A 12,198-nucleotide genomic window follows, 5' to 3' on the forward strand; every position below is an offset into this window, starting at 1 on the left:
ATATGGCGCTTAAGAAGTCGCTTCACCCCGGCCCCGCAGCAACCCGTCGAGCGTCGTCAGATCGACCGGCTTCGTCAGATGATTGTCGAAGCCAGCTTCGGCCGCGCGCCGGCGGTCGCCGTCCTGGCCGTAGCCGGTGACCGCGATCAGCCGCAAGGGCCGCTGGCCGGCCTGCTGGCGCAAGCGCTGCGCAAGCTCGTAGCCATCCATGCCGGGCAAGCCGATATCGAGCAGGCAGACGTCGGGACGCAAACTGCCTTCGCTGGCCAGCGCCTCCGGCGCGCCGAACATCACGTATACCTCGTGCCCCATCAGTTCGAGCGCCTCGCCGACGGCCCGCGCGGCGTCCTCGTTGTCGTCGACGACCATCACCTTCAATCCCGAGCTGGCGGGTTTCGGCGGCGCCGGGCGCGCGGCCGGCGCCGAAGCCGCCGCGCGCGGCGGATCGAAGATTTGATCCAACGCCGGCATGCGGATCGTAAAGGTGCTGCCCAGCCCTTCGCCATCGCTGCGCGCGGTGATGCTGCCGCCATGCAGCGCCATCATGCTTTTGGCGATCGTCAGGCCCAGGCCAAGGCCGCCGCGCGAGCGGCTCAACGCCTGCCGCTCCTGCACGAACAGGTCGAAAACCGATGCCAGCATGTCGGGGGCGATGCCGATGCCGTTGTCGCGCACCGCCACCACCGCGTGGCCGCCGTCGCGCCATGCGTGCACGCTCAGGCGGCCCTGCGGCTCGGTGTACTTGGCGGCGTTGGTCAGCAGGTTGGCCAGCACCTGCGCGCAGCGCCCCGGATCGGCCATCACCGCCAGCCCGGAGGACGGCACCCGCACCTCCAGCGTATGGCGCTTTTCCTCGATCAGCGGGCTGGCCGTTTCGATCGCGCGCGCCACCACTTCGGCCATCTCCACCGATTGCCGCCGCAACTGGATCTTGCCCTCGGCAACCCGTGACACATCGAGCAAATCGTCGACCAGCGCGACCAGGTGTTTGGTCTGCCGTTCGATGACCGTGCGTTCCTTGAGCGCGTAGTCGCCGCCGCGCAAGCGCATCAGCTGCAGAGCGGTGACGATGGGCGCCAGCGGATTACGCAATTCGTGGCCCAGCATCGCCAGGAATTCGTCCTTTGCGCGGTTGGCCGCGTCGGCGGCGCGCTTGGCGTTGGCAAGCTCGGTCACTTCAAAGGCCACCACGGCCACGCCATCGGTCCGGCCGGCATCGTCAACCAGCGGCTGGTAGACGAAATCGAAACAGCAATCGGACAGCGCTTCGTCCCGGCCGCGCCGGAACCGCACCGCCACCGAGCGCCCCACATAGGGCTGGCCGCCGGCCAGCACGCCGTCCAGCAATTCGAAGATGCCCTGCCCCTCCAGCTCCGGGAAGGCCTGCCGTATCGGCTGGCCGACCAGCGCGCGCGGTCCGACCATCTCCTGGTAGCAGGCGTTGGCCTGTTCGAACACGTGCTCCGGCCCGCGCAGGATGGCGATCGCCACCGGCGCCTGGCTGAAAATGCTTTGCGTGCGGCGCGCCACGGCCACCTCCACCATCCGGGCTTGCCGCCGCAGGCGCAGCACCTCGATGCGCGCGATCAGATCGTGGCTGGAGAACGGCTTGATCAGATAGTCGTCGGCGCCGGCCTGCAGCCCTTCCAGCCGGGCCTCCTCGCCGGCGCGCGCCGACAGCAGCATGATCGGAATATCGCGCGTGGCCGGATCGCCGCGCAGCGCCGCCAGCAGGCCGAAGCCGTCGAGTTCCGGCATCATGACATCGGACAGCACGATATCGGGCATCCGGCGCCGCACCGCGTCCAGTGCTTCCAGGCCGTTGTTGCACACCTCGACATCCCAAACGCCACGCAACAAGCGCCGCAGGTAGTCGCGCATGTCGGCATTGTCGTCGACAATCAGCAGACGGCCATGCCGCGCAACCGGCGTATGGTCCGCATCCGCCGGCTGCTCCTCCGGCTGTACCCATCCCTCAGCCTCGGCCACATAGGATTGCACCGCCGTCGGCCGCCACGCCTCCAGGCGCTGCTCGCGCACGTGTGCCGGGTCCAGATGGGCGCTGCCGAGCGGGATCTCGACGGCGAACACCGTCCCTTGTCCAAGCTCGCTGTCGACGCCGATCGCGCCGCCATGCAGCGCCACCAGGTCGCGCACCAGCGCCAGGCCGATGCCCGAGCCCTCGTGCGTGCGCGAGCGCGCGCCCTCCACGCGATGGAAGCGCTCGAACAGATGCGGCAACTGGTCTGCCGGAATGCCGGTGCCGCTGTCGCTCACCGTCAGGCGCGCGTTCGTTCCCGCCTGGTGAAGGGCGATGGCGATATGGCCCTCGAAGGTGAATTTGAAGGCGTTCGACAGCAGGTTGAGAACAATCTTCTCCCACAGGCCAGGATCGACATACACTGGCGACGCCAGCGGCGCGCAGTCGACCACCAGCCGCATGCCGGCGCCCTCGATGGCTGAGCGGAAGCTGCTGGCAAGATCGGCGGTCAGCGCCGCCAGGTCGGTGGGAGCGAAGCTGGCCTGCGCGCGGCCGGCCTGCACGCGCGCGAATTCGAGCAGCGTGTTGACCAGCTTTTGCAGCCGCAGCCCGTTGCGGCGCATCAGCTCCATGCGCTCGCGCTGCGCCGGCGGCAACGGCGCGGCCGCGTCGCGCAACGCATCCTCCATGGGCCCGAGCAGCAACGTGAGCGGCGTGCGGAACTCGTGGCTCACGTTGCTGAAGAACTGGGTCTTGGCGCGATCGAGCTCCGTCAGCATCTCGGCGTGCAGGCGCTCCTCCTCGGCGGCGCGCGCCTGCTGGATCGCGTTACCGGTCTGGATCGCGATCAATTCCAGAAAGCGCCGGTAGTCGGCGTCGAGCCGGCGCGCCGCGCTCACGCCCAGCACCAGCGCGCCGATACTTTGTTGCGTGCCCGCGCCCATCAACGGCAACACCAGCGCCTCGCGTATCGGCTGATTGGCCAGGCCGGGCGGGAACGTGGACTCCATCTCCCTCTCCGCCGACCGCCGCAGCGCCACGAGCCGGGTGGCGCCATCGACGATCACCTCGTCGATAGGGAACAGCTGGCGCGGGAGGTCGGGATGCGTGGCCTGCGCCAGCGTGGCGGGACCGGCGGCCGCGCCGGCCGCGTCGCCATCCGCCAGGTACAGCATCGCGAACGGCAGGTCGTCCGGGTTCTCCGCGATACTCGCCATCGCCGCCGCGCAGGCGCCGCTCACGGTTTTCTCCTGCAGCACGCGGGTGCCCATGTCCGAGAGGGTGCGCAGGCGGCGGGCGTTCAGGTGCTTGGCTGTGACGTCCAGATTGGGGCAGAACAGCCCCGCCACGTTGCCCGATTCATCCCGCACCGGGCTATACGAAAACGAATAGAACGTCTCCTCCAGAAAATCACCGCGGCTCATGAACAGGCGCACGTCGTCGGCCAGGGTGGCCTCGCCATGCTCGAACACGCGGTCGGCCAGCGGGCCGCAGATATCCCAGATCTCCGCCCACACCTCGGCCGCAGGACGCCCCAGCGCCCACGGATGCTTGGCCATGCTGAGGACACCGATGTAGGCGTCGTTGTACAGGAAGGTGGCCTGCCCGCCCCACCCTATCCACATCGGCTGGCGGGAGCTGAGCATCAGGCTGACAACCGTCTTGAGGCTGTGCGGCCAATCCTCGATCGCTCCCAGCGGCGTGCGCGCCCAATCGAACGCCAAAATCTGCGCACCCAACTCTCCCGGCGCGGTGAGAAAGCGCGCGGCCGGCAACGCGGGCAATGCCGGTCGGTTCATAAAAGCCTCGCTTGATTACAGAATAACAATATTTACCAGCGTATCATTAATCCTGTAACGGCGGAGTCTGATTGAAACCGCCCCAACCGCGGCCTGCCTCCCCTTCAGCGCTGCACGTACAAACGGACGCCGAACACCGGCCCCGCCGTGTGCCCGGGTTCCGGATCGAAGCGGACCACGATGCTGCTCTTTCCGTTAGTCAATTTCTCCGGCAGCACGTAATCGCGGTCGATAAATTCGCCCGGATGGCTGCCATCGAGCTTGACGCGCGCCACCCGTTCGCCGTCGATACTGATGTGGAAATCGCGGTTGCGCTCCTCGCCCCAGTAGCTGGCCTGCAGCACCAGCTGCCCCGGCCCGCACTTCATGCGGAAGCTGAAGTAGCCGCCGGTGCGGGCGTCGCGGCCCATCCGGCCGCGATACGACACCGGATACGAGATATCCGATTGCAGGTCGTGGTCGCGCTCCGGCTGCATCTCCCCCAGGTGCATGACATCGATCGAACGGTCGGCCAGATCCTTAAGGCGCGCCTCCTCCTTCCGGAACGCCGCTTCGGAGGCCGCCCATTCCTGCTCGTTGTAGGCGTTGAAGTACACCGCCGCGCGCCGGTCGTACTGCGCGAAGAACGGCGTGAACTTCATGTCGCCGGGCCGGCCGCTGCCGACCGTGCGGTACACGGCCTTGACCTTGTCGGCCTCCTTGAACGAGGCCAGGATGTCGGCGCCGACCAGCGCCGGCGCCAGGCCGTCGAACGGTTTGTCGGCCGCGCCCAGGTCGGCGGCCAGCACCATCGGTCCGCGCAACAGGGCCACCACCTTGTCGTTGCCGGCGGCCGATTCCAGCCGCAGCTCCAGCGGCAAGGTCAACCGCACGCTGTCGCCGGCGCGCCAGCGGCGCCGCACGAACAGATAGCCCTTGTCCTTGCTGGCCGCGTGCGGCTTGCCGTTGACCAGCAGGGTATGGCCGGAAGCCCACGCCGGGATGCGCAAGGCCAGCGTGTAATAGCGCTGGCCGGCCAGGCGCTTGACCTTGATGTCGATATCGCTCTCGAACGGATAGCGCGTCGTCATCTCCAGCGTGGCCGCCGCGTGCCGCCACTTCACCAGCGACGGAATGTACAGGTTGACGAACAGCGTGTCGCGGTTCTCCCAATAGATCGAGTCGCCGTGCTTGGAGTGGCTCTCGATGCCGGACAACACGCAGCACCAGAAATCGTTCTCCTCGCTGGAGTACTCGCGCGCCGTGCCCGACATCAGCGGCGTCATGTAAGTGAACATGCCGGTGCGCGGATTCTGGTGCGCCATGATGTGGTTCAGGTGCGTGCGCTCGTAGTAGTCGAAATAGGCGGCGTCCGGCGACCAGCTGTACAAATGGCGCGTCATCTTCAGCATGTTATAGCTGCAGCAGGCTTCGCAGGTCTGTTCGGTGATGTGGGCGGCGATGGTGTCGGGGCCCGAAAAGTACTCGCGGTCGCCGTTGCCGCCGATGACGTAGCTGTGATGGTCCGTCACCGTCTTCCAGAAAAACTTGACGGTGTCGGCGTCGCTCTGGCGGCCCTTCAGCTCATACAGGCGCGCCAGGCCGATCAACTTGGGGATCTGCGTGTTCGAGTGCAGGTTGGCCAGTTCGTCGCGGCCTTCGGCCAGCGGCGCCAGCGCCTTGTGGTGGTACAGCCGCCGCGCGACGGCCAGCCAGCGCTCGTCGTTGGTGCGCGCGTACAGCTCGGCGAAGCTTTCGTTGACGCCGCCATGTTCGCACGCCAGCACCTGCTGCAGCTGTTCGTCGTTCAAGGCGTCGAACACCTTCGCCATGTACCCGGCCAGCCCCGTCGCCACCTGCAGCGCCTGTGCGTTGCCGGCATAGGTCTGGGCGTCGAACAGGCCGGCGAACACCTTGTGCCAGTTATACAGCGGCACCCAGCAACCATTCAGGTCGAATCCGGCCGAGCGGATCTCGCCGCGCATGATCTCGGGGAAGATCTCCTTGCCGTCGACCACCTTGCCGTCTTTGCGCTTGCGCATGAAGCCACCGATGTAGCCGTCGCCCTGGGCTTTCTGCACGCGCGCCAGCTCGGCGACGATGTAGTCGATGCGCGGCTTGAGCGCCGGCAGCCCGCTCTGCGCGTGCATCAGCGACAGCGCCGACAGATAGTGGCCCAGCCCTTCGCCGGCGATGGTGTCCGACTCCCAGCCGCCATAGATCTTGCCCTTGACCGGCAGGCCGGCGAACAGGTGGTAGTTGTGCAGGAAGCGGTCGGCGCTGAGCCTTAGCAGGTAGGACTGGTTGGCCTGCAGCGCGTCGGCGTAGAAGGAAGGCAGCAGGCGCACGTCCGACATGGGCACCGCCGTGGCGGATGATGGCGTGGACGGCGCGGTGGTCGCGGCGGCACCGGCGGCGCTGGCCGGCGCCGCCGCGCCGGCGGCATTGGCCTTGGCGCTCCACCCGGATATCAGCCCCAGACTGGCGGCGCCTTGCAGGATCAATCGACGATGACGGAACGGAGACGAGGCGGGCATGGTTATCCTGAATAGACGATGTTATCCAATAATATACGCCGGCCGGCGCCTTGCGTCTTGCGCGGGCAAATCACAAAGAATGACGAAATCCGCATAACCGTGCGAATCTCGCCTGGGGCTTACTTGTACCCGTCCGAGGTTAAACCGTACTTTTGCATCTTGTAGTACAGCGTCTGCTTGGGCACCGCCAGCGCCACACTGACCTCGCTGACGCTGCCGCCGGCCTTGCGCAGCTCCTGCTCGATGACGGCGCGTTCGAAGCAGCCCACCTGCTCCGCCAGCGGCAACGGCGCCAGGCTGCGCGCCGACAGCAGGCCGTCGGAGCCGCTCGACAATCCCAGCACAAAGCGCTCGGCGATGTTGCGCAGCTCCCGCACATTGCCCGGCCAGTCGTGCGCCATCAGCGATTGCATCAACGGCCCCGGGACCGGCGGCGCGGGGCGCTTGTAGCGCGCCGCCGCGCCGAGCAGGAAGTGCTCGAACAGCAGCGGAATGTCCTCGCGCCGCTCGCGCAGCGGCGGCAGGTTGAGCACAATCAGATTCAGGCGATAGTATAAATCGCTGCGGAATTTCTGCTGGTCCGACAACTCCTTCAAATCGTCCTTGGCGGCGGCGATCACGCGCACGTCCACCGGCACCTGGCTGTTGGAGCCAAGCCGCTCGACGTAACGCTCCTGCAGCACCCGCAGCATCTTCACCTGCAACGACATCGGCAGGCTCTCGATCTCGTCGAGGAACAGCGAGCCGCCGTCCGCGTGTTCGATCTTGCCGACCTGGCGCTTGCCGGCGCCGGTAAAGGCGCCCGGTTCGTGGCCGAACACTTCGCTCTCGAAGATATTCTCGGGAATGGCGCCGCAATTGAGCGCGACGAAATTGCGCTTGTGGCGGCGGCTGTACTGGTGCAGGCAGCGCGCCACCATCTCCTTGCCGGTGCCGGTCTCGCCGTAGATCAGCACATCGGCCGGTTCGTCGGCCAGATCCAGGATCAGCCGTCGCAGATCGCGCATCGGCGCGGAATCGCCCAGCAAGGTGGCCTCGATGCCGACGCCATGCTCGATGCGGTGGCGCAGCGCCGCCACCTCCAGGGTCAGGCGGCGCGTCTCCAGCGCCCGCTGCACCACCTCGGACAGCTGCTCCGACGAATACGGCTTGGCGATGAAGTCGTAGGCGCCATCGCGCATGGCGTTGACCGCCATCGTGATATCGCCATGACCGGTCACCAGCACCACCGGCAATTGGGCGTCGATGGCCTTCACCGCCGCCATCAGATCGAGCCCGCTCATGCCGGGCAACCGCACATCGGTGACGACCACGCCGGCGAAACCCGGGGTGATCCTCCCCAGCGCCTGTTCGGCCGCATGGAAGGCCTCGACCTGGAACCCGGCCAGGTCCAGCGCCTGCGCGCTACCCGCGCGCACGGTGGCGTCGTCCTCGACCAACAGCACTTTCATCGCTTCATACATCTATAGTCTCCTGCTCCGCAAGCGGCAATTCAACGATAAACCTAGCGCCACCCGTGGCGCCGGCCTCGACCCGCAGCAGTCCGCCGAACTCGCGCACGATCTGCTCGGAGATGGCCAGCCCCAGTCCGAGGCCCTGCCCCTGCGGCTTGGTGGTGAAAAAAGGTTCGAATAAATGAGCGCGGATGTCTTCCGGGATGCCCGGGCCGGTATCGGCCACGCCGATCATCACGCGTTCGTCGGTGCGCTCGACGCTGACGGTCAGCTCGCGCGTCTCGCTGTCGGCCATCGCGTCGAGCGCATTGTTAAACAGATTGACCAGCACCTGCTCCAGGCGGTTGCTGTCGCACAGCGCGTGCACGCCCTGGCTGCGCATCGACATGCGGAAGTTCACGCGCTCGCGCTCCACGCGCCGCTCCACCAGGAACAGCGCGCCGGTGATCGCCGCCGCCACCGGCACCGGGCGCAGGCTGGCATCGGCCTTGCGGGCGAACTGGCGCAGCTGCCCGGTGATCAGTCCCATGCGCCCGACCAGCTGCGAAATGGTCGCCAGGTTGGTCTTGGCCTCGTCCAGCCGGTCACGCTCGATCAGCACCTTGGCGTTGTCGGCCATCGTGCGCAGCGCCGTCAGCGGCTGGTTCAGTTCATGCGTGATCCCGGCCGACATCTGCCCCAGCACCGCCATCTTCGCCGCCTGAACCAGTTCGCTCTGGGCCTGGCGCAGTTTTTGTTCGGCCTTGCGGCGCACGATATTCTCCTCGCTCAGATTGTGCGTCATCTGCTGCAGGCTGGAGGTGCGCTCGGCCACCATCGTCTCCAGGTTGTCGTAGGCGCGCTGCAGATCCTCGCGCGCGCGCAGCCGCTGCCGGCCAAGGCGGCGGCGCTGGCGCGCGTACAACACCAGCATCACCAGCAAGGCCTGCACCAGCAACGCGAACAAGAACACATTGCGCGCGCTGGCCCTGGCCGGAGCGAGATCGGACAGGTACACAAATTGCCATTTGCGCGGCGCCAGCGAGCGGACCTGGCTCACCATGCGCGTATCCGGTCCGGCGTCAGGCACCGCGGCGGGCACCTCGACGATGCTGGCGCCGCCGTCGATGCGGCGCTCCTCGCGCAAACCCAGCGGCGTGAGCGCGTGCGAAAAGTACTGGCGCGACGCCTCCAGTTCCCGCCGCACCTCCGGCGCCAGCGGCGCGAGCGTGCGGTATTTCCATTCCGGTACGGAGGTCAGGAAGACCACACCGTGGGCGTCGGCCAGCAGCACCCTGTCGGCGCCCTGTGCCCAGCCTTTTTCCAGCTTCTCGATATTGACCTTGACCGTGGCCACGCCCAGCATGCGGCCGTTGTGATAAATCCCGTGCGCGAAAAAATAACCCGGCTCGCCACGCGTGGTGCCGACCCCATAAAAACCACCCGGCTCGCGGCGCAGCGCGTCGCGCACGTAAGGCCGGAACGAGACGTCGTCGCCGACAAAGCTGTCGCGCTCACGCCAGTTGCTGGCCGCCTGCGTCACGCCCTGCAGGTTGACGATGTAGATGGTGGTGGATTTGGAGAGGCGGTTGACCTTCTCCAGGTATTCGTTGACCTCCCCGCGCAGCGCGTCGTCCCCGGGATGCTGCAGCAGCGCGATGACGTCCTTGTTCAGCTCCAGCGTGCCGGGCAGGAAGTCATATTTGGCCAGCAGGTTTTCCAGGCTGAGGGCATAGCCGTCGAGCCGCTGCGCCCCGGACAGGCGCAGCCGCTCGATGGCCGCGTTCTCCGCCCAGCGCCAGCAAAAGGCCGCCAGCGCCAGACAGGCGGCCAGCAGCAACACCCACAGCGTGAGTCGCCCCCAAAGCCGCCGGCCCGGCCGCGATGGTGGAACCGTCTGCGATGGTGCTGCCGCCATAATGCCCTCTTGATTACCCCAACCCGCGCTCAACCGCGCTCAATCCACGGCTATTAAAACACATGCCGCACGCCGAGGTTGAATCCAGTCGTGCCGGTGCCGGTGTCGGTGGCCGTGCCGACCTTGAAACCGGCGCCGTTGCGGTTATTGATATGACCGTAGGCGGTGTACAGGTCCGTGCGGCGCGACAGCGGGTACAAATAAGCCACCGCCCCCTGGCGCGCATCCTGCCGCAGCGCCGAATCGTCGTTATGATCGATGAACGACACCAGCAGTTTACCAACCGGCAGCTGCGCCGTGAACCCCAGCAGCGTATCCTTGCTGTCATTATCCAGCAAGTCCTTGTTGCGCGCGTGCGCCACGTGGACGGTGACCGTGGAGAATTGGTAACGCGCCGTCAGCATGGTGTTGCGGCTGCGGGCGGTGGCCAGCGCGTTGTCGCGCTGCTGGTGCGCCAGCACCAGGGTCAGGGGACCGTTTTCGTAGGTGCCGCTGCCGGAGATGCTGCGGTTCTTGCTGCTGTCGCCGGCCACTTCGCCGTAGCCATACAGGACGTCGGCCGAGAAGCCGGCCACCTTCGGCGTGATGTACTCCACCGAATTATCGACCCGCGAGTTATTGGCGAAGATGTTTTGCGAATTACCCGCGAAACCGGTCTGGAACGGGTCGGCGATGTTGTTCAGCGTTTTATAGAACGGCGAGTATTGGCGGCCGATGCTGAACGCGCCCACCGGAGTGGTCAGGCACAGGTAGGCCTGGCGGCCGAACAGCAGCCCGCCCTGGGCGGCGTTGCCGGTATCGAGGTTGTTGCCGTTTTCGAGGCCGAAGGCCAGCGTCATGCCGCCGCCCAGGTCTTCCTTGCCCTTGATGCCCAGGCGCGAGCCGGAGCCGATGCCGCTGCCGACCTTGGTGGTATTGCCGGCGGCGCCGCCGCGCTCCACCAGCAGGCCGGCGTCGGCGACACCGTAGACGGTGACCGACGATTGCGCCAGCGCGGCGGACGACAACAAACCCAGCGCCACGGCGCCGATCAAATTTTTCTGCATCTTTACGTCTCCTGAGATTACTTTTGTGGTGAGGCTTTTTTTGGATGCCTTTTCAGGCGTACTTCAAGCGGCGCGAATGTTCGCGACGCCGTCCTTCACGTGCTCGGCGACCGGCGCCTTCTCTTCATCGAGCGCGCCTTCCCACTTGGCGACGACGGCGGTGGCCACGGCGTTGCCGACGGCGTTGGTGGCGGAGCGGCCCATGTCCAGGAACTGGTCGATGCCCATCAACAGCAGCAGACCCGCTTCCGGAATGTTGAACTGATTGAGCGTGGCGGCGATCACCACCAGCGACGCGCGCGGCACGCCGGCGATGCCCTTGGACGTCACCATCAACAGCAGCAGCATGGTGATCTGGGTACCGAGCGACAGGTCGATGCCATAGGCCTGGGTGATGAACAGCACGGCGAAGGTGCAGTACATCATCGAGCCGTCCAGGTTGAACGAGTACCCCATCGGCATGACGAAGCTGGAGATCTTGCGCTGCACGCCGAATTGGTCCAGCGCCACCAGCAGTTTCGGATACGCGGCCTCCGAGCTGGCGGTCGAAAACGCCAGCAGGAACGGTTCGCGGATCAGCACCAGCAGGCGGAACACGCGCTTGCCGATGAAGGCGAAACCGCCCAGGATCAGCAGCGCCCACAGACACACCAGGCCCAGATAGAAGCCGCCCATGAATTTGGCGAACGTCGCCAGGATGCCCAGGCCGTTGGTGGTGACCACCGACGCCATCGCGGCGAAGACGGCCAGCGGCGCCATCTTCATGATGCTGCCGGTGATGCGCAACATGACCTGCGCCAGCTGGTCGACTCCGGCGGTCAGCTTGGCCGCCGATTGTCCCAGCGCGCCCAGGGCGCTGCCGAAGAAGATCGCGAACACCAGCACCTGCAGGATCTCGTTGTTGGCCATCGCCTCGATCGGCGACTTCGGCACCATGTGGCTGACGAATTCCTTGAGCGTGAAGGCCGAGGTTTTCAGGCCGGTGGTGGCGTCGATCGGTGGCAGCGGCAGCCCCAGATGGGTACCGAGCTGCATCAGGTTCGACAGCACCATGCCCAAGGTCAGCGACACCAGCGAGGCGATCACGAACCAGCCCATGGCCTTCATGCCGATGCGGCCGGCGGCCTTGCCATCGCCCAGATGCGCGATGCCGACCGCCAGGGTCGAGAACACCAGCAGCGAGATGATCATTTTGATCAGGCGCAGGAACACGTCCGTCACGATCGAGATATGGCCGGCGATGTCGGCGGCGGCCTTTTTATCGGGGAAAGCCTGGTGGCACGCGTAGCCGACGGCTACACCCAACACCATGGCGATCAGGATATACAGCGTTAGTGGGCGCTTTTTTTTCACTTTTGTCATCTCCGTATTGTTCCCCCGGCGGCGCCGCGGGGTACGGGTAGATAGCAATGGCTATGCCAGCGCGCCCAAGCCAAAAATAGCCATTCAAGCCATTGATTTCAATGACAATTCTTTACGGAAATGATGCTTGCCGCGTGCCGGCG

Annotated in this window: 6 protein-coding genes; all 6 read right to left on the reverse strand. The window is 66.0% G+C overall.

All coding sequences use genetic code 11. The features are described 5' to 3' along the window. Positions 1-9: 9 nt before the first annotated feature. Positions 10-3,780: an ATP-binding protein gene (locus MRBLMU1_RS23025; protein ID WP_363506306.1), complete on the reverse strand. Its 3,771-nt coding sequence runs from the start codon at positions 3,778-3,780 to the stop codon at positions 10-12. Between the two features lie 104 nt (positions 3,781-3,884). Beyond that, complete coding sequence (locus tag MRBLMU1_RS23030; RefSeq protein WP_363506309.1) at positions 3,885-6,296, reverse strand: beta-L-arabinofuranosidase domain-containing protein; 2,412 nt, start codon at positions 6,294-6,296, stop codon at positions 3,885-3,887. 119 nt (positions 6,297-6,415) lie between these two features. After that, entirely contained in the window at positions 6,416-7,759 is a 1,344-nt protein-coding gene (locus MRBLMU1_RS23035) for a sigma-54-dependent transcriptional regulator (protein ID WP_363506312.1), read from the reverse strand. Then, positions 7,752-9,647 carry a sensor histidine kinase gene (locus tag MRBLMU1_RS23040; protein WP_363506315.1) on the reverse strand — a complete coding sequence of 632 codons (1,896 nt, stop codon included), beginning with the start codon at positions 9,645-9,647 and terminating at the stop codon, positions 7,752-7,754. Before MRBLMU1_RS23040 ends, MRBLMU1_RS23035 begins: the two co-directional genes overlap by 8 nt. A gap of 53 nt (positions 9,648-9,700) precedes the next feature. After that, entirely contained in the window at positions 9,701-10,693 is a 993-nt protein-coding gene (locus tag MRBLMU1_RS23045; protein WP_363506318.1) for a porin, read from the reverse strand. A 63-nt stretch (positions 10,694-10,756) separates the two neighbouring features. Next, on the reverse strand, positions 10,757-12,046 hold the full coding sequence (locus MRBLMU1_RS23050) for a dicarboxylate/amino acid:cation symporter (RefSeq protein ID WP_363506321.1): 1,290 nt from the start codon (positions 12,044-12,046) through the stop codon (positions 10,757-10,759). Positions 12,047-12,198: the final 152 nt, after the last annotated feature.

This window comes from Burkholderia sp. LMU1-1-1.1, from assembly GCF_040675865.1.
Taxonomy (GTDB): Bacteria; Pseudomonadota; Gammaproteobacteria; order Burkholderiales; family Burkholderiaceae_D; genus Rugamonas.

Coding starts and splice junctions, on each gene's coding strand:
- MRBLMU1_RS23040 (WP_363506315.1), bottom strand. CDS start 9,647: ATGGCGGCAGCACCATCGCAGACGGTTCCACCATCGCGGCCGGGCCGG.
- MRBLMU1_RS23025 (WP_363506306.1), bottom strand. CDS start 3,780: ATGAACCGACCGGCATTGCCCGCGTTGCCGGCCGCGCGCTTTCTCACC.
- MRBLMU1_RS23035 (WP_363506312.1), bottom strand. CDS start 7,759: ATGTATGAAGCGATGAAAGTGCTGTTGGTCGAGGACGACGCCACCGTG.
- MRBLMU1_RS23030 (WP_363506309.1), bottom strand. CDS start 6,296: ATGCCCGCCTCGTCTCCGTTCCGTCATCGTCGATTGATCCTGCAAGGC.
- MRBLMU1_RS23045 (WP_363506318.1), bottom strand. CDS start 10,693: ATGCAGAAAAATTTGATCGGCGCCGTGGCGCTGGGTTTGTTGTCGTCC.